This window comes from Streptomyces sp. NTD91, assembly GCF_059510455.1.
On sequence record NZ_JCAJZW010000004.1, the window covers coordinates 185,760 to 203,285 of the forward strand.

The 17,526-nt window shown below is 70.4% G+C and carries 12 protein-coding genes, 3 tRNA genes and 4 pseudogenes; 5 read left to right on the plus strand and 14 right to left on the minus strand.

Annotated elements, in window-relative coordinates:
- Positions 1–15: 15 nt before the first annotated feature.
- Both AC5WRT_RS06820 and AC5WRT_RS06825 read right to left on the minus strand, forming a co-directional pair.
- Positions 16–4,533, minus strand: coding sequence for a hybrid sensor histidine kinase/response regulator (locus AC5WRT_RS06820; RefSeq protein WP_496092109.1), 4,518 nt, complete (start codon positions 4,531–4,533; stop codon positions 16–18).
- A 365-nt stretch (positions 4,534–4,898) separates the two neighbouring features.
- Complete coding sequence (locus AC5WRT_RS06825) at positions 4,899–5,348, minus strand: SSI family serine proteinase inhibitor (protein ID WP_496092108.1); 450 nt, start codon at positions 5,346–5,348, stop codon at positions 4,899–4,901.
- Between the two features lie 252 nt (positions 5,349–5,600).
- Between AC5WRT_RS06825 and AC5WRT_RS06830 the strand changes: the two genes are divergently transcribed.
- Positions 5,601–5,691, plus strand: a tRNA-Ser gene (locus AC5WRT_RS06830).
- A gap of 202 nt (positions 5,692–5,893) precedes the next feature.
- Positions 5,894–5,966: transfer RNA gene (locus tag AC5WRT_RS06835), tRNA-Arg, on the plus strand.
- Between the two features lie 102 nt (positions 5,967–6,068).
- Here AC5WRT_RS06835 and AC5WRT_RS06840 read toward each other — a convergent pair.
- The 10 genes and pseudogenes from AC5WRT_RS06840 to AC5WRT_RS06885 form a co-directional block, all read right to left on the minus strand.
- Positions 6,069–7,351 (minus strand): annotated as a pseudogene (locus AC5WRT_RS06840) (site-specific integrase).
- Positions 7,351–7,533, minus strand: a complete 183-nt coding sequence (locus tag AC5WRT_RS06845; RefSeq protein ID WP_496092107.1) for a helix-turn-helix domain-containing protein — start codon at positions 7,531–7,533, stop codon at positions 7,351–7,353. Before AC5WRT_RS06845 ends, AC5WRT_RS06840 begins: the two are co-directional and overlap by 1 nt.
- Positions 7,530–9,017, minus strand: coding sequence for a replication initiator (locus AC5WRT_RS06850; protein WP_496100011.1), 1,488 nt, complete (start codon positions 9,015–9,017; stop codon positions 7,530–7,532). The genes AC5WRT_RS06845 and AC5WRT_RS06850 overlap by 4 nt, the downstream gene beginning before the upstream one ends.
- Before the next feature lie 139 nt (positions 9,018–9,156).
- The gene (locus AC5WRT_RS06855) at positions 9,157–9,861 is read right to left on the minus strand and encodes a DUF2637 domain-containing protein (RefSeq protein ID WP_496092105.1); all 705 of its coding nucleotides are present in this window, start codon (positions 9,859–9,861) and stop codon (positions 9,157–9,159) included.
- A gap of 50 nt (positions 9,862–9,911) precedes the next feature.
- The gene (locus AC5WRT_RS06860) at positions 9,912–10,658 is read right to left on the minus strand and encodes a hypothetical protein (protein ID WP_496092337.1); all 747 of its coding nucleotides are present in this window, start codon (positions 10,656–10,658) and stop codon (positions 9,912–9,914) included.
- A gap of 278 nt (positions 10,659–10,936) precedes the next feature.
- A pseudogene (locus AC5WRT_RS06865) lies at positions 10,937–11,326 on the minus strand (FtsK/SpoIIIE domain-containing protein); the annotation flags it as partial.
- Positions 11,323–11,463, minus strand: coding sequence for a hypothetical protein (locus AC5WRT_RS06870; RefSeq protein ID WP_496092104.1), 141 nt, complete (start codon positions 11,461–11,463; stop codon positions 11,323–11,325). The gene AC5WRT_RS06870 and the pseudogene AC5WRT_RS06865, both read right to left, overlap by 4 nt.
- Positions 11,464–12,533: 1,070 nt before the next feature.
- The gene (locus AC5WRT_RS06875; RefSeq protein WP_496092103.1) at positions 12,534–13,370 is read right to left on the minus strand and encodes a protein kinase domain-containing protein; all 837 of its coding nucleotides are present in this window, start codon (positions 13,368–13,370) and stop codon (positions 12,534–12,536) included.
- 61 nt (positions 13,371–13,431) lie between these two features.
- Positions 13,432–13,874 (minus strand): annotated as a pseudogene (locus AC5WRT_RS06880) (glycine-rich domain-containing protein).
- A gap of 250 nt (positions 13,875–14,124) precedes the next feature.
- Positions 14,125–14,367 (minus strand): hypothetical protein, encoded by a 243-nt coding sequence (locus AC5WRT_RS06885; protein ID WP_496092329.1) that lies wholly within the window; start codon positions 14,365–14,367, stop codon positions 14,125–14,127.
- Between the two features lie 107 nt (positions 14,368–14,474).
- Between AC5WRT_RS06885 and AC5WRT_RS06890 the strand changes: the two are divergent.
- The 3 genes and pseudogenes from AC5WRT_RS06890 to AC5WRT_RS06900 all read left to right on the plus strand — a co-directional run bounded on the left by AC5WRT_RS06890 (position 14,475) and on the right by AC5WRT_RS06900 (position 16,392).
- A pseudogene (locus AC5WRT_RS06890) lies at positions 14,475–15,218 on the plus strand (XRE family transcriptional regulator).
- Positions 15,219–15,220: 2 nt separating this feature from the next.
- Positions 15,221–15,691, plus strand: coding sequence for an NUDIX domain-containing protein (locus AC5WRT_RS06895; protein WP_496092101.1), 471 nt, complete (start codon positions 15,221–15,223; stop codon positions 15,689–15,691).
- Positions 15,692–15,879: 188 nt separating this feature from the next.
- Entirely contained in the window at positions 15,880–16,392 is a 513-nt protein-coding gene (locus AC5WRT_RS06900) for a hypothetical protein (RefSeq protein WP_496100012.1), read from the plus strand.
- Positions 16,393–16,511: 119 nt separating this feature from the next.
- Here the strand turns inward: AC5WRT_RS06900 and AC5WRT_RS06905 are convergent.
- Positions 16,512–16,586 (minus strand) — tRNA-Trp (locus AC5WRT_RS06905).
- A 294-nt stretch (positions 16,587–16,880) separates the two neighbouring features.
- Positions 16,881–17,261 (minus strand): hypothetical protein, encoded by a 381-nt coding sequence (locus tag AC5WRT_RS06910; RefSeq protein ID WP_496092099.1) that lies wholly within the window; start codon positions 17,259–17,261, stop codon positions 16,881–16,883.
- Positions 17,262–17,526 lie beyond the last annotated feature (265 nt).

The following is a 17,526-nucleotide window of genomic DNA, read 5'->3' on the forward strand; positions in this document are numbered from 1 at the left end:
GGTGAGAGGCGTGCGCTAGTTGGTGCCGATCCTCGCCAGCAGGTCCACGATCCGGCTCTGCACCTCCGTGCTCGTGGAGCGTTCCGCGAGGAACAGGACCGTCTCGCCCGAGGCCAGCCGGGGCAGGTCGGCCTGGTCGACGGCGGCGGTGTAGACGACCAACGGGGTCCGGTTGAGCTGTCCGTTGGCACGCAGCCAGTCGATGATCCCGGTGTGGCCGGCCTGCCGCCGCCGCACCTGCATCAGGTCCATCACCACGAGGTTCGGCCGGAACTGCCCCGCCAGCGTCACCGCGTCGTTGTCGCTCGCGGCGCGCGCCACCTGCATCCCGCGCCGCTCCAGCGTCGAGGTCAGCGCCAGCGCGATCTCCGCGTGCTCCTCGATGAGCAGCACCCGCGGCGGATGCTGCTCGCTGTCACGCGGCGCCAGCGCCTTCAGCAGTACGGCGGGATCGGCGCCGTACGCCGCCTCGCGCGTCGCCTGCCCGAGCCCGGCCGTCACCAGCACCGGCACCTCGGCGGCCACGGCGGCCTGGCGCAGCGACTGCAGCGCCGTCCGCGTGATGGGCCCCGTCAGCGGGTCCACGAACAGCGCGGCCGGGAACGCCGCGATCTGTGCGTCGACCTCCTCACGGGAGTGCACGATCACCGGCCGGTAGCCGCGGTCGCTCAGCGCCTGCTGGGTCGTCGCGTCCGGCGCGGGCCACACCAGCAGCCGGCGCGGGTTGTCCAGCGGCTCCGGCGGCAGCTCGTCGTCGAGCGGCTGCGGACGCGGGGCGTCCGCGACCTCGACGGCACCGCCCGGACCGTCCAGCGGCTCGGGTCCCTCGGCGGCGTCGGCGTCCGGCGCGCCGATGGCGTACGACCGTCCGGCGCCCTCGGTGCCCGGAGTGAGCCGGGACTGCCCGGCCGGGGGCGCGGGAGCGGGCGTCTGCTCGGTCGGCGGATGCGGCCGGGCCGCCTGCTCCGGCTGCTGCTCCGTGCGCTGCGCCGGGTCGGGGGGCGTGCCCAGCTTTCGCCGGCGGCCGGAGCCGCCGGGCGCGTGCGGCGGCGGGGTCGCCGTCGGCTGCTGCACCTGCGCGGCCTGCCGGGCGAACGGCACACCCTGGCCGAGCGTGCGGACGCTGATCGCCCGTCCTTGCGTCGAGTTCGGGTCGAGCGCCGTCCCCGCGGCGGGCAACGGCTGTGCCGCCCGCGGGATGCCGGCGGCCGGGGTACCGGTCTGCGGCACGGGCGTGCCCGCGCCGGAGGTGTCATCGGCACCGGGCCACTGCTGGGGCACGCCGGCGGTCTGGACGGCGGCCGGCACCGGTCCGGCAGCGGCCTCCGCGGGCAGCGGCTGCGCGCTCGGCGTACCGCCGGGCGGCGTCGCGGCCACAGCGGGGGCGGACTGCTGGGCCGGCACCGCCTGGCCGGGCGCCGCCTGGGCCACGGGACCGTTCTGGGCGGGGATGCCCGCTCCGGCCGTGCCCTGCGCCGGAACGCCGTGAACCGGCGTGCCCCGACCGGGAGTCGGCGTCCCGACCGGCTGCGGTCCGGCCTGCCCCGGAGCCGTCGGAACGCCCTGTGGGGGAGTCACCTGGCCAGCAGCCACCGGGACACCGTGAGGGGGAGTCACCTGGCCCGGGGCGTCCTGGGCCGGCAGGGCCGGTGCGGGACCGGCCTGCCCCGGGGCGAACTGTCCCAAAGCGGCCTGTGGCACGGGAGCGGGGGCGGCCGGCGGCATCGGTACCGAGGCCGGTTGTGCGGTGCCGGGCGCGGTCCCCTGCGGTGGTGCCACCGGATGAGCGGCTTCCGCGGGCTGGGCCACGGCGCGGCGACGCCGGCCGGTCGGCGCGCCGGTCGGGTGCGGCTGCGGCGGAGTGCGGTCCGCGGCCTGGTCGAGGGGTACGGCGTCGTGGTGGCCCGTGTCACCGGGTACGCCGACGACGGCCAGCGGCGGCTGAGCGGGCACCTGCACCTGCCCGGGCCCCTGTCCCACGAACTGCGGCTCCCGCTCGGCGCCCGGGACGGCAGCGGTACCGACGGGCACGCCCGCGCCGGGGCCGGCCGGCACGCCGCCCACGGGTGCTGCGGGAGCCCCGGGCACGCCCGCACCCGGAATGCCGCCGGGCGGGACCGTGCCCGGAATGCCGCCGGGCGGGACCGTACCCACCCCGTTCGCCGCGTCCGGGGACTCCGGTGAGCGGTCGGCCTCGGCCGGCGGCAGGGCGAAGACCGTACGAGGACCGCTCGCCTCCTGGGCCGCGGCCCGTTCCGCCGCTGCGGCCAGCGCACGCCGGCGCCGCCCCGTCGGCTGCGCATCCTCGGCCGGGACGGCCTCCGCACCCGGCGTCCGCCCGCCCCCCGCCGCCGGCAGCGCGGGCGGCAGGGCGGACTGCGGTGCGCCGGAGTCGGGGCGGGCGGGTACACCCTGCGGGGGTACGGCTGCGCCGAGGCCCGTACCGGTGGCGGCGGCGCCCGCGGCGTGCTCGGCCGCGGTCACCACCGCACCCTCGCTCACTCCCGCGCCGTCACCGGCCTCGGCGGGCCGGCCACGGCGCCGCCCGGTACCGCCGGACGCGGTCTCCGCGGCGTCGGCCGGGACCGCACCGGTCTTCTCGGCGGGCGCGGCGGCACGCCTGCGACGGCGTCCGGTCGGGGCGGCCGCGCCGGCCTCACGGGTCCGGCCCGCGCCGGACACCTCGCTCTCCAGGAAGGCGTCGGTGGAGGCCCGCCGGGCCCGCCGCCGCCCGCCGGTGGCCTGCCCGCCGCCCCCGGCCACGACCAGCTCACCGCCACCGGCGACCTGCCCGCTCGCGTCCGGCACGGCCTGCCCGGCCGGAAGCTCCCCGACGGCCGCCTGCCCACCGGCCATCGCGTCGACCGTCCCGGCGCCACCGCCGAGCGGCACCTCCAGCACATAGGCGCTGCCGCTCATGCCCGGCACCTCGTGCGTCTGCAGCACGCCGCCGTGGGCCCGTACGATCCCGCGCACGATCGGCTCGTGCACCGCGTCCCCGCCCGGGTACGGCCCGCGCACCTCGATCCGCGCGACCTCGCCGCGCTGGGCGGCCGCGACCACGACGGTGTTGTCCAGGTAACCGCCCGCGGACACGGGCGAGTTGCCGGTCGCGTCGACACCGGCGACGTCCGCCACCAGATGCGCCAGCGCGGTGGCGAGCCGCTGCGGGTCCACCTCGGCCTCGATGGGCGGCGCGTGCACGGCGAACTGCACCCGGCCCGGGCCGATCAACTCGACGGCCCCCTCCACGCCGGCGGCGACGACGGCGTCCAGCATCACCTTCGTACGGGTGATCTCCTCGGCGCCCGCGTCCAGCCGCTGGTAGCCGAGGACGTTGTCGATGAGGGTGGTGATCCTGGAGTACCCGGCGCTCAGGTGGTGCAGCACCTGGTTGGCTTCCGGCCACAGCTGCCCGGCGTCGTCGGCGGCCAGGGCCGCCAGCTCGCGCCGCAGCTCCTCCAGGGGCCCGCGCAGCGACTGCCCGAGCAGCGTCAGCAGCTGCTCGTGCCGGCCCGCCAGCGCCTCGTACCGGTCCTTCTCCCGCTCGCCGAGCGCGGCGTACCGCTCCTCGCCGGCCGCGAGCTCCTCCGCGTGCTTCTCGCGCAGCTCCTCGAGCTCGGTGACGTGCTGCTGGCGCAGCGCGGTCAGGTCGGAGGAGTGCTCCTCGGAGAGCCGCTCGAGCTCCTGCGCGTGCGCCTTCTCCAGCGCGTCCTTCTCCGCGGCCAGCACCTCGTACGGCCGCCGGTCGGTGAAGGTCATCACGGCGCCGACGAGCTGGTCACCGTCGCGCACCGGCGCGGTGGTCAGATCGACGGAGACCTTCTCGTCCCCCTTGGACCACAGCACCTGCCCGCGCACCCGGTGCTTGCGCCCGGAGCGCAGGGTGTCGGCGAGCGGCGACTCCTCGTACGGGAAGGGGGAGCCGTCGGCGCGCGAGTGCAGCACGAGGGTGTGCAGCTCCTTGCCGCCCAGCTCTCCGGCCCGGTACCCCAGTATCTGGGCGGCGGCCGGGTTGACGAGCACGATCCGCCCGTCGGTGTCGGTGCCGACGACGCCCTCCGCCGCGGCCCGCAGGATCATCTCGGTCTGCCGCTGCGAGCGCGCCAGCTCGGCCTCGGTGTCGACGGTGCCGGACAGGTCCCGGACGACGAGCATGAGCAGCTCGTCACCCGTGTATCCGTAACCGTCGTAGGCCTGCTGCCCGTTCTCCAGATTCGCGCTCGTGACCTCGACCGGGAACTCGCTCCCGTCGGTCCGCCGCGCGACCATCCGCGTCGGCTTGGTGCGCCCCCGCGGATCCATGTGATCGGGACGCCGCATCGACCCGGGGATGAGCCGCGAGTCGAACTCGGGCAGCAGATCGAGCAACCCGCGTCCGACGAGCGCGGTGCCGGGCGCCTCGAAGGCCTCCAGCGCGATGGTGTTCGCGTTGACGACGGTTCCGTTGGCGTTGACCAGGACCAACGCGTCCGGCAGAGCGTCGAGTATGGCTGCGAGGCGAGCAGCGCCTCGGGATGGCCTGCTGCTCACGAGACGCTTCCTCCCTGTCACCGCACCTTGCCGACCGCTCGGGCCATCTTGCCAACCGGCCCGCGACGTGTCACGCGAGGGAGTCTAAGCGCACGCGTTGCGCTCGCGATGCCGGATGAGAGCGAGGTCCCACGACGAAGTGACACCGATTCGGCCACGACCCGCCGGCCACACCCTCCGACTCCCCGGGACCTTCGCGGGACCTTTACCGGACCGGGGGGATTCCGTCAGGGGACGCCCACGGGGGCGGCGGGGAGGCGGGCCGACGCGTCCGGCACGGTGCCCGGGCCCGACCCGGCCCCCGCCCGTACCCACCGCCCCGGCCGCCGGTCCTCCGGCCGGAACCACCCGCCCGTCCCCCGGCCCTACGTCACTGCTGCGACCCTCGGCAGGAGAGGCACCATCCGGTCCCACCGCCCGGTCTCGCATCCGTTGCTGCGGTCGTACGCGGCGTCGACCCTGCGTCCGGCCCAGGTGCCGGTGACGTGGGCGGTGGCCGGGCCGCCGTAGAGCATGGTGCAGACGGTGCCGGGCGCGACGGGGGCGAACAGGTCCCGTCCCCAGTTCGTCTGCGCGTCGAGCGCCCGGCACGCCCGCACCGCGTCCGGGTGGGTTCCGCCGGCCGGGTGACAGAACAGCTCGTACGTCCCGTCCCGCCCGGCGCCGGCGTGCCGCACGACCACGGTGAGGTGATCACCGGCCCGGTCCTCGGGCCGCACGGGCGGCGGCATGCCGGGCACGGCGACGGCGGGCACGGCGGCGAGGCCGATCAGACCCGATACGGCGGCGAGGACGGGTACACAGCCGCCGGGCACGCGAGTCCGGCGGGGGGCCGCCCGTCCAGGCTCCCGCCGGGCAGGGGTCCGCCCGGGACCTCGCAGAAGAAGAAAGACCATGCCCTGTCCAACGCGCGGACCCCCCGAACGTTGCGTCCGCGCCTCGCCGGGCGGAAGGCCTTTGCCCTGCGGCCCGACTGCCTAGTACCGTGGGGGGCGATTGGTGACAGGCCGCTCGGCTGTGTCATCATCTGCACACACCACTCGCGCGCTCGCGGGAGCGGTTGTGCTGGAGGCGTCGCCTAGTCCGGTCTATGGCGCCGCACTGCTAATGCGGTTTGGGCCTTAAAGCCCATCGAGGGTTCAAATCCCTCCGCCTCCGCACCGATCCCGAAGCCCCGGTCCCCGGACCGGGGCTTCGGCGTTCCGCCCCTCCAACGCCCCGCACCCGCCCACGGGCGTTTCCGCAGGTCACAAGGGGTGTGCGAATCGGATTTCACATGACGGCGGCAGTCATGTAATGTTCTTCCTGTCGCCGGGGCGGGCCGAAAGGAACCGGAACGGGGACAAAAACAAAAGAACAAGCACTCGTAGCTTAACGGATAGAGCATCTGACTACGGATCAGAAGGTTGCAGGTTCGAATCCTGCCGAGTGCACAGCAGACCAGAGGCCCTGTGGAGTCATCCACAGGGCCTCTGGCTTTTGCCTTGACGGCAGTGTTTGACGGCAACCGCCTCAGAGGGCGGAAACGGGGTCGATCAGAACGCTACCGGGACGCTCGCCGCGCCGTCGTCATCATCCGGATCGTTGCCGTCACCCCTCAGTGCATCCCCGACGCGGTCGAAGGCGGAGCGCTGGGAGTCGAGCCGTACGAACGTGTAGATGTCCATGGTCACGCGGATGGAGCTGTGGCCCAGGACTTCCATGATCATTCGGGCATCGGCGCCCTGTTCGTGGAGCAGGGACGCGCAGGTGTGGCGCAGGTCATGAAAGCGCACCCTACGGACGCCGGCGCGGGCGCACAGGGCCTCGAAGGACCGGTTCAGGTTGCGCGGCTCGATGGGGGTCCCGTTCTTCGTGGTGAAGAGGAGGCCCTGACCTGTCCCCTTCCAGTTGGCACCGGCCGCCTTCCGGTCGGCTATCTGCTGCGCGCGCTGGGCACGGAGCGCGGTCACGCACTCGGCCGGCAGGGCCACGCGGCGGGCCGATCGCTGAGTCTTTGGCGCGACGATCAGCAGTTCGCCGCCGACCCGCTGTAGGGCTTGCCGGACGGTGAGGACGCCTTCATGAAGATCCACGTCCGACCAGCGCAGTCCCAGCACCTCACCGCGCCGCAGGCCGATGCGGACGGCCAGCTCGTACGCGGCCCACAGCCGGTTGTCACGGGCCGCCGCCAGGAGCTGACGCCCCTCCTTGGCGGTGAGCGGTTCGATTTCGCGCTGCGTTCCCATGCTCAGCTCCACGTTCCGGGCAACGTTGCGGGGAAGCTCGTCCTCACGTACGGCGTGTTGGAGGGCGGCCCGGAGGATCACCAGCAGGAAGCGCACGGTCCGGTCGGACGGGAGCTTCTTGCAGCACCTGCCGAGGGCGCAGCAGCGCCGCTTGTGCTCCGGCCGCTTCTTGTCCTTGCCCTGCGCGCAGCACTGGCAGGTGGCCGCCGTCTTGGTCAGGAAGGCCCGATGTCTCGGGCGGTGAGCCGGGTCAGCTTCTTCCTGCCGAACTCGGGCGTGACGTAGTTACGGACGAGCGATTCGTAGTTGACGTAGGTCGTTCGGCGGACTTTGCCCTTGGCGACGTTCGTGAGCCAGTACGTCAGGTACTGGGCGACGGTCATCTTGCTGGTGGCGACCGGGAGGCCGTTGAGGGAGTCGGCCTTGAGCTTGGTCAGCTTCTCGTGCGCGTCGTCCCAGGTCTTGCCGTAGACGCTGCGCCGCTTGTACGTGCCGTCCGTCGTCAGCACGTACGCGCTGCCTTCCCAACGGCCGTCCTTGCGCTGGTAGATGGTGCCTTCGTTGTTGGCGTTCTTCTTCGGCTTGGCCATCAGGCGGCTTCCTGTTCGGTGCGGAGGGATATGTAGGAGTCCACGGCTGCTTCGCTGATGCGGCGGCAGCGGCCGATCTTGAAGGAGGCGAGTTCGCGGGAGCGGATCAGGTCGTGGACCTTCCACCGGCTGATGCCGAGACGCTCGGCGACCTGGTCCACGGTGAGGACGGTCGTCGTCATGCGGGCACCAGTCCTTCCTGCTTGAGGCGTTGGGCGTGGGCTATGTCGTGGCGGACTTGGGCGGCCAGGAGTTCTTCACCGGGGCGGTAGCCGCTGCTGAGGTAGTTCCAGGAGGAGGCGGTGACGAGGGTGGTGTTTTCGTCGGTGGTGGGGAGGCCGGCGCGGGCGCGGGCGGCTTCGGCCTGGGCCAGGCGCCAGGCGCGGCGTACATCGCGGAGGGCGCCGAGAGTGGTCGAGTAGGCGCGTGACTTGCTGGAGAAGTGGCCGCGGAAGCCGAGCATGTGGGCCCACTTCCAGAGCTTGAGTTCGGCGAACTCCGGGAGGTGACCGAGCGCCCAGGCGGTGCAGATCATCTGCCGGGCGTGCTGCTGGACGGGCAGGGACTTGATGGGTTCGGCCTGTCCGGTGCCGTCGCAGTCGGCGCACCGGTCGTGGAAGCGGTCGGGGCCGCGTACGTAGCCGCGTCCGGCGCAAGGGCGGCAGATCAGGGTGCGGTCGACGGTGCCCGCGCCTTCGGCGTTCTTGGTGGCGTACTTGGCGATGTATCCGGCGACCTTGGCGTCTGTGTACTCGGCAACCCTGGCGTCGGTCAGTTCACCGTCGCCCAGGGCCGAGATGGGGCCGACTTTGAACCGGCGGCCCCAGGCGATGACTCGTTCGCCGATTGCGTCCGACTCGACGGTGAGCCGGGCGCGCTTCCGAGCCAGGCCCACGGCGGTTTTCAGGGCGTCGAAGGTGGCCCAGGGCGGGGGCGCGCTGGTGTGGCCGTCGGGTCCGTCGAAGCGGATCACGGCGTGGAAGTGGACCAGGCCGCGCTTTTGGTACTCGGCGACCTTGGCGAAGGAGACGCGGAGGGCGGTGTTCAGTGCCTTCTGCGTCATGCCGAGGTGTTCGGCCAGGGCGCGGCGCAGGTAGGTGGTGAAGCGTGCCCAGAGCTGTCCGGCGTGCGCGTTCCAGAGCACGGCCCCGGCGTAGTCGTAGGCGGATGGGTTCAGCGGGGTGCCGAGTTCAGGGGCGTCTTCGGCGTGGGTGTCGCCGCAGGCGCAGGGCCGGGGTTTGCCTGTGTCGGTGGTGGGGCGGTTGTGGACGGGGCCGAAGGAGGGGGCGGTGAGGGTGACGAAGGCGCGGGGGTGGTCGCGGACGGTTTCGGCGACGTTCTTCCCGCCGGACAGTCCTGCCTTGATGAGGTGGTAGGTGTCGGCGGCGTAGACGCGGGAGCAGGCGGGGCAGCGGGAGGCGCGGCGGTTGCCGCAGACGGTGAGGAGGCGTCCGGAGGGCTCGTCTTCGGAGCGGTAGGAGCGGACGACTTCCTTGGTGGTCTGGTCGGTGGTGGTGGTCCAGCCGTGGAGATTGACGGGGTGGGTGCAGCCGTGCAGGTTGCGGACCTGTTCGGTGACGCGGTCGAAGTCGTGGGTGTTGGCCAGATCGATCAGGTCCCGCAGACCGGGGCTGATCACATGGCGGAGATCCAATTGGGGGCGCATCAGTGGTGCGGTCTCCCTTCTGGCACGAGGGTGGGTCTGCGGGCAGCAGCGATTCAGTGCGCTCGGGCTGCTGCCCGCAGGGCATGACGAGGTGGGCCCAGGGGTGGGAGGTGCCGGGAAGCCGGCGGAGGGAGCGGCCCTACAGAGCGGCGTGGAGGGCGGTGGCCATGGGCAGGCCGATGCCGAGCCGCGTCTTGAGCTGGGCCGCTGTGATGGGTTCGCCGTGCTCGGTGTGGTGGAACGCGGCGATCGAGCGTGCTTCGGCCAGCAGGGGCTCAGGCACCTTGACCGCAGGCGCGGCGGGAGCCGGGGCGACGAGGGGAGCGACCGGCACGGAGTTCTGTTCTGGCGTGACGGGCAGTGCCCTGGGTGCAGCCGGGGTGGGCCTCGTGTCGGCTTCCGGCCCTGTCTCGTCCGGCGCGGAGTCCGGGTTGGCCGGGCGGGCGACCGTGTGGAAGGCGCGCAGGAGCTGCGGGCCGACAGCGCCCCAGCCGAGTAGGAGCAGCGGGGCCACGGCGTCCACGGCGGCACGGCCGTAGTGTCCGGCGACGATCGGTTCGGCGACGTTGAGCGCCAGGGTCAGCAGTCCGGAGAAGTGCATGAGCCGGGTGGCCGCCGTCATTTGTTCGGCAGGTAGACCGCGAAGGGAGAGGTAGCGCAGGGCGACCAAGAGGCCGACCACGGACAGGTCCACCATGGGAGCGATGAGCGGTGCGATCGGGGCGGGGACGCCCAGGCGCAGGGCGAGAGACCAGACGTTGCCGAAAGAGAAGACGAACGCCAGCGCGGCAATGACGATCATGACGGCGGTGATGGTGCGCTGAGTGATCCCGTCCTCTGTCATGGGTGTTCACCTCCTCTCGGGTGGGCCGTGACTGTGCAGTGCCGGGGTGGTCAGGCCGATTCGGAGTCGGCCTTGACGAGGTCCACGTCCCCCATGCGAGGGCCGAGGACGGCTTCGAGGAGGGCGTAAGGGTCGGCGGTGAGGTTCGCGGTCTGGTCGGCGATGCGGGCTGCGTCCGCGTCCGGCACGTACGGCGTGCGGATGCGGGTGAAGCCGGGTTGGGACTGGTGGTTCATGGACGCGACGCCGACATAGGTGGGGTCCTGGAGGTTGATCGGGTCGGCGTCCGGCCATTCCCGGATCTCCTCGCCGAGCGCGGCCACAGCGGCTTCGGCGGTCTTCTGCGCGAAGCTCAGGCCCACGGGGCACACATCCCGGATGAAGGTCGGGATCGCGTCGCCGGTGGACTTCTGGGTGGTGAGGATGACGAGCAGGCCCACGGAACGGCCCTTCTTCACCAGGTCTTCGACGAGCCGGGCGTTTTCTGCGGTCAGCGCGGCGAGCTTCTTGGTCCTCGGGTCACTGCCCTGGTGGTCGCGGAAGTAGGTGTGGGCTTCGTCGATGATCAGCACGGCCAGCGGCCAGCGGTCGGACGGGCCGACGTCCCACATGGATTTCACGCCGAGCACCGAGCGCACCGAGGCCGATCGTGCACGGCGAAGTTCCACGAGGTGACGGAACAGCTTGTTGGCTTCTTCCAGGTCATCGCCCACGAAGGCGAACATGCGCTGCACCCAGTCGGCGTAGTCGCCCTCGTACGCAGCCGAGACCTTGCCGTCCGCACAGGCGAACTGCACCGCAGGCGAGGGTGCCCAGTCCGACAGAAGTCGGTTGACCAGGCTGGTCTTTCCGAAGCCGGCAGGCCGGCCACGGTCACGCCGGGTACCTGCGTGAGGTCCACGGACACCGGCTGGGCGTGCTCGTCCACACCCAGGTCCCACCGCGCCGTTTCATCCGGCACGTCACCCGTGGGCTGGTGCTCGGTGGGGAACTTCAGCGGATCGAGGCGCACCCCCCGGATGAGGACCTGACCCGGCTTGTCCTGGGTGACCGCCACCCGTGTGCACCGCCAGGCGTCCGCCAGATGTGGGGCAGCCTTCTGGAACTGTTGGAGGCCCACGCCGGGCAGGCACCGCGCCCGTGCGATCACTCCGTACGCGTCGTGCGTCACCCGCAGGGCGGGTATGAGGATACGGGGCTTGATGGGCTTGCCGTTCGTGTTCGCCAGCGTTGCCGGCGCGGTCGGGGTCTTGTCCGTGACCGACAGCTTGAGCATCGGTGCGAGTCGCTTCCAGCCCCACCGCACACGTACGGTCTGCCGGATGGACTGCCGGGTCATGGTGTCGGCGCGCAGGTAGCGGACCACCCACCAAACCGCCCAGCCGACGATCACGGCGAGCACCAGGACGACGAATAGGGGCGTGTGGCCGACGACCCCTTCAGCCAAGGCGTTCTGATCCTTCATGCGTGGTTCTCCGGGGAGTTGTAGAGGAAGGCCACGAGGGCCGATTCGAGGGCCACCCGATCCGCCGAGGATCCGAGGAGGGGATAGCCGTAGCCGACGAGCACGGCCGCCAGATCCGTGCCCTCAGCGCTGATCATCAGGAACTGCGGCGTGAGGTCGAGGAGCTGAAGGCTGCCCAGCAGGCGAAGTCGTAGTCCTGAGCTTGGCCACTTCCTCTCGCAACTCTCTGGTCTCCCTGCTGAGGCGACCGACCATGGCCCGCATCTCTTTGATCAGCGCGGTCATCTGTTCTGCGTCCCCGGCGTGAATGCTGGTCAACCCCATTTCGCTGTCCGGTATGTGCTCGGCCATCGCTCCTCGTTTGCCGCCGTGCCGTCGTCGCGTAGGTGCTAGCTCGAACCGCCGGGGCACTGCTTGATCGCTTGCCCGACGGGCCTTCTGACGCAGGTCCGGCGCTTGTTCATCGTGCGGTCGCGTGTCTCTCGCGTTGCCCTGCCCTGCCCTGCGGAGCTGTTCAGAGTTTCTTTACTGGATCAAGGCGGCCCGCCTACGGCGGTCCGCGCGCGCTGGCGGCCCGTGGCCGCCACCGCTCCATGTCTCCGCCACCGCTCCGGCGGCCCCCCGCCGCTCAGCGCGCAGAATCGCCAAGGCGGACAGCCAGACCAGGGAGCAACCCGACCACTCCGAGCACCAGGACCAGGCCGACGTACGCCAAGCACAACCACGCCACCCAACCGCCCACCGCCCCAGGCCACATGGCCACCAGTACCGGCACAACCAAGCGCACGGCGCCGACAAGATCCGTGGCGCGGCGCCCGGCTTCGTCGCGGCCTGCGGACCGGTCGCGCCATCGCTGAGTGACCGGCGGGGGCGAAGCGGAGGCGTCTGCGGGCTAAAGATCAAAAGCATGGCAGCGTGGCCGAGGCCAGTGGGGGGTTGCTGCAACACACGTGACGGGTGCCCGTTCGGCGCCCCCGTCGTCGTGGCTGACTTTCTGTGGCTCAGGTCAGAACCCCTTTCAAATCGACATCGAAAGGCCGGTGTTGAAGCAGCGCCCGAATCCGAGCACGCCAATGGCCCCGGTACCATCGGCACCGGGGTCCTGATCAGGGCCTCCGTGACCGGACCACCCGGAATGCTGTCCAGGCTGAGGGGTGGTCCGGTCTTTGCGTGTGGTCGGCTTTCGCCGTGCGCGGCGTCAGCGGGCTTAGCTCAGGGCTTTACCGACCTCGTAGATCGTTGGCCTGTCTTCGGGGGCATGGCTGAGCATGGCCTCGATCAGCTCGCCCAGTTCGTCCTGCACCTTCACCGGCCGCCGCCTGCCGTCCGCCACCGCTTGTCGCTGCACGGAGCGCGGTGCGTCGTCCGGGTATTCGACCGCCCGCCAGCCCGTGGCGGAGATGAGCAGTGATGCGCCGAGTGCGTAGATGTCGGCTTCGGGTGTGGCCTGCGCCGCTCCGGTCGCGAGTACACTGCGCGCGATCTCCGGCGCCTCGTAGTGGACGAGGCAGCCGCGGAACGGGAAGTCGTACCCCTCGGGCACGTGCCCACCGCGCGCCAAAGCCAAGTCGATGAGGTGGGTCCGTTCCGGCCCGATGATGAAGTGCGCGGGCTGCACATCGCCGTGGGCCCAGCCCTGGGCATGCAGTTCGGCCAGCGCCTCCACACAACTCAGGGCCACGCTGGTGTGCGGCTCGATGCGCGAGTCCGGCTCACGGCAGGGCTCCCACAGCTGGTAGAGATCCGGTCCTTCGCGCCACGGCTGGAAGTTCCAGGTACCGCCGTCCCATTCGCCGTACGCGAAGTCAGGGCACCCGAGGCGGTGCAGCACGGCACCTTCACGTGCGGGGGCGAGCGCCGTCCAGGGCTGGGCGGACCAGTCCGTCGTTGCCTCGATCGGGTAGCCGACCTTCACGGCGTAGTGGCCCCTGTGGCTTTCCACCTCCCAGACCGTGGAGCCCCGGCGATTGAGGACCAGGCGCTGAGCCGTGGGCATGAGTGCGTCGAGCACGACGATCGGCAGTTCAGGGGGTGTCCCGGACAACGTCTGTTCTCCTTCCGGGCGAGGCGGCCGACCCAGAGTCGAGGCCGGCCGCGTCGTGTTGCTATGCCTGGCCGTACGGTCGACCGCAGTCCGAGTCGCACTGCGCGAGGTTCGTGCCGTCCACGGTCCACAGGTCGTCGAAGACCATGAACCCGGCAGCCTTCATCGCGTGCGCGGAGGCGGCAACCTTCTCCCGGTCACGGGTCCGCCGCCCAGCGTCGGGTTGTGGTGCAGGAAGCGGCCCGCGTTCTGCTCGCAGAGCGCGGCGTACTCCTTCGTGTGCAGGATGAGCGCGTGCAGGCCGAGGTCCACGTCGTCCGACGGGACCATGGGGACGGTGGCGGTTGCCGCAGTGACCAGGAAGGCCACCGCCTGGTCCGCGATCCGTGCCGCCCGCTCGGGTGACTGCCCGTTGTGGACGACCACGAAGTGGGTGAGGCTGTCGAACAGCTCCTCACCGGCCACCGCGCGCCCGGTCCTCTGGTCGTTGGCCGTTGCCGTCATGCGAAAACTCCTTGAGTGTCGCTGTGCTCTGGCACTTACGCCCGCATCGGTCACCGAGGCATGGCCCAGGACAACCGAGTGGGATGGAAGGCCGGCCCCGAACGGGGAAGGGGGAGCCAAGGAAGGTGGCACCCCGTTCGGGGCCAGCCGGTCTACCGGCGGATACCGAGGGCCATGCCGATCACCAGGCCACACGAGCTGCTGATCACGATGATGAACAGAGGTCCCGCGTATCGGCCGATGGCGCGCATCACAGCCTGCCCCGGCGGTTGCCGTCCTTGATGGCAAGGCGGGCGCTCAGTTCCTCCCGCGCTGTCGGCACCACCACGTTGTCCGGCCGGGCGTCCCACTCGACGCCACCACCGATGGGCCTTATCTGCACCCGGGCGCCGATCTCACCCATGACGACGCCGATTCGTCCGCTGGCAGGGTCCTTCGCCAGTTCACCGATGCCTGGTCTGGTCTGCTGGTTGCTCGCCATGTGCACGAGCATCCTGGCGCCCATGAGGACGTCGGAACCTCCGACAAACACCACTTCAGGACGTCCCGCGTCGGATAGAACGTCCCTAGTGCCGTCCCCGAGTGTTGGGAGAGATTGGGATGCCGAACGAGAGGCTACGTGCTGCCATGGCGGCCGGCGGCTGGACGTACACCGCCCTCGCGGACCGGGTCGAAGTCGATCCCAAGTCCGTCGAACGATAGGTCAATTTGGGGCGTACGCCACGCCGAGCCACGGCCATGTTGGCAGCGGAAACGCTAGGAGAAGACGTGCACGCTCTATGGCCAGCGCTCCGACAGGCACGCCCTGCCCGCGCTGTTAGTCCGGAACTTGTGGCTCTCTACGACCAGCGGGCGGACATCCCCGTGTCCACCTTCGTGAACATGCTGTCCCAGGCCCGCGAGCACATCGACGTGTTGGTGTACGCGGCCGTCTTCCTGCACGAGGCGTACCCGCGGCTCAACGACTTGTTGCGAGAGCGAGCTGCCGATGGGTGTGCTGTCCGTATCGCGATCGGCGACCCGGACAGCACGAACGTCCAACAGCGCGGTAGCGAAGAGAGGTTCGGCCATGGGATCGAGTCCCGCTGCCGACTCGCCCTCATGCACTATCGCCCCCTGGCCGAGGTACCCGGCATCGAGGTGCGGACCCATGCCACCACGCTGTACAACTCGATCTATCGTGCAGATGACCAGGCGCTGGTCAATGCCCATGTCTGGGGCGTGAACGCCTACGGTGCACCCGTATGGCATCTTCGGCGCAACGGAGAGGGCGGCATGTTCGACACTTACGTCAGCAGCTTTGACGCGGTGTGGGAGACCGCGGCCCCGGTACGAGAAGGGTGACCATGGCACGGACCGAGTATTACGACGACCCGGCGGCACCTGAGCCGAACAGCTTGGTGGTCGCCGCGTCCGCCGTGGTGACCGACGACGAAGGGCGTCTCCTCCTTCAGCGCCGCCGGGATAACGATCTTTGGGCGCTCCCTGGTGGCGGCATGGAGATGACCGACTCACTCCCGGGAACGGCCGTCCGAGAGGTGAAGGAGGAAACGGGTCTGGACGTGGAGATCACCGGGCTCGTGGGCACCTACACCGACCCTCGCCACATCATTGCCTACTCGGACGGTGAGGTACGCAGACAGTTCAACGTCTGCTTCACCGCCCGCGTGGTCGGTGGCCGGCTGGCGATCTCGGACGAGTCCACGGAGCTGCGGTTCGTCCAGCCGAAGGAGATTGATCAACTACCGATGCACCACACGCAGCGGCTCCGGATCCGTCACTTCCTGGAGCACCGTGAGCGGCCCTACCTCGGCTGATCGAACCTGCGACATCCGCTTTAGGAGTTCGGTCCGGAGTCCGTGGGCTCGGTGATGTTGACTGTCTTCCCAGCCACATAGAGACGCGTGCGTGCCTGTCTGGTGTCGTTGATGTCAAGCATGGATGTCAGCGAGCCGCTGACGGGTTCTGGGGCCAGCGACGGTGGCCAGCCGCTAGGGTCGCGTGCATGGGTGCCACGACTGCCGCCATGGTCACTGCCGTCGTTGGAGTGCTCGGCACGCTCCTGGCGCCTGTCATCACGACTTGGACGACGAAGCGCCAGCGGGCGGAAGAGAGGCAGGTCGAGGAGGGAAGGCGGGTGTTTGAGGAGCGGCGCGCTGCGTACAGTGCTATGAACCGCGCCTCCCGTCACTTCCACACCATGCTGAAAGACGCCCTCCATCGCATGCGGGACAGTGTTTACACCGACGACGACCGCGCCCAGGTCGAGGAGGCGCGGCGGGACTACCGGGATCGCTACGCCGAGGCTCAGATGATCGTCCCCGAAGCGGTACTCAGGGCATCTCGCGAGTTGAACGTTGTCCTGGCCGCGATCGACGCTACTGCCAAGCGCATTGATCGGGGTCTGGCTCGGGAGGGCGAGAGCGCGGATCAGGCACTCATCGACCTGAAGGCGGCAGAGCCCGTACTGACTGCCATGCGCCGGATCATGCGTGAGGACCTGGGCGTGGCTGACTAGTTCTGTCTTGCCGACGGACCGCTTTGTCCCGAAGCAATGCGAGCGACTGCGTGATGATCCGTACCGCTGACGGGGCCATTCTGTGCCCCTGGGACTGCACCTCGCGCAGCCTGGGCGGACGAAGCCGGCCGGATTCGAACCGGCGTCCTCGCGATTTTGGAGACCGCGCGCGACTACCTCTGCGCTACGACTTCGCCCGGCTGGGATCCTAGTCGCGCCGGCACCGCGCGAGGCGTTCGGGCTCTCCGTCAGGCCCTCAACACGCCTTCCAAGTCTGTTGGTGCCTCGTGGAGCGGCGTGCAGGGGCGTTCAACTGCGTTCATGGTTGGCTGGTCGTCCGATGCGGGGACGGCTTGAGGTCTCGCCTGTACGGCGGTGAACGGGGCTGAATGAGACGGAAATTGAGACGACGGCAGCCAGGTTGCATGGGGCCCGCCTCGTCGGCACCGGGCGCGGGCCCCATCATCAACCTGCGGCGCTTGCTCCGGCTATTCGGCGGTGTGGCTCTGCTGCCGAATGAGCGCTCGCCACGTCTCCGTGGCTGACAGCGTGACGGCGCCGATCCAATCTGGATCGTCAGGGTCGTCCCAGACCGCCGGATCCTTGAGGACCTCGGGGATCTCCGCACGGGGTATCGGCGGGCCGTATGTCGCGACTGCCTGTCCGTCCGGTGCGGTCCAAGGTTCGAGGCGATGGACGTGTACCCAGCCGCGATCGACGAGGCCGAGCACAATGTGCGGAAGATCGACAGCGTGGCCGTGTTCGTCTTTGCCGCTCGTCGCGTAGGCGAGGATGCCCGACGCCTCGCTGGCGCAGACCATCAGATCGCGCTCCACCGAAGTGAGTGCTGCCCATGGTGAATCAGCCATGCGGAGAGGATGTCATGTGGACCGGTGGGGGAGGCTGCGGCCGCCGGCACTGTGCATCTCAGCTTGGGAAGCTTGGGTGCTGCAGCGGTGGTTCCCCTTCTGACCTGCGACGGTGCGGGCTTGGCGCCTGGCTGGCCCTTCCTCGATACACTGGTGTTCCCCGTGGTTCCCCGCTGGATCTGGCACGCGTCTGGCACGACCTCTTCGTCCCGGAGCAGCTCGGTTGCTTGGCCCGACCAAGCGCTTAGAAGATGCGGGCACACCT

Excerpts from the sequence above, each read along its gene's own strand:
- AC5WRT_RS06870 (WP_496092104.1), bottom strand. The coding sequence starts at position 11,463 with ATGATCAGCGCTGAGGGCACGGATCTGGCGGCCGTGCTCGTCGGCTAC.
- AC5WRT_RS06910 (WP_496092099.1), bottom strand. The coding sequence starts at position 17,261 with ATGGCTGATTCACCATGGGCAGCACTCACTTCGGTGGAGCGCGATCTG.
- AC5WRT_RS06885 (WP_496092329.1), bottom strand. The coding sequence starts at position 14,367 with ATGCTCGTGCACATGGCGAGCAACCAGCAGACCAGACCAGGCATCGGT.
- AC5WRT_RS06850 (WP_496100011.1), bottom strand. The coding sequence starts at position 9,017 with ATGCGCCCCCAATTGGATCTCCGCCATGTGATCAGCCCCGGTCTGCGG.
- AC5WRT_RS06845 (WP_496092107.1), bottom strand. The coding sequence starts at position 7,533 with ATGACGACGACCGTCCTCACCGTGGACCAGGTCGCCGAGCGTCTCGGC.
- AC5WRT_RS06895 (WP_496092101.1), top strand. The coding sequence starts at position 15,221 with ATGGCACGGACCGAGTATTACGACGACCCGGCGGCACCTGAGCCGAAC.
- AC5WRT_RS06855 (WP_496092105.1), bottom strand. The coding sequence starts at position 9,861 with ATGACAGAGGACGGGATCACTCAGCGCACCATCACCGCCGTCATGATC.
- AC5WRT_RS06900 (WP_496100012.1), top strand. The coding sequence starts at position 15,880 with ATGGGTGCCACGACTGCCGCCATGGTCACTGCCGTCGTTGGAGTGCTC.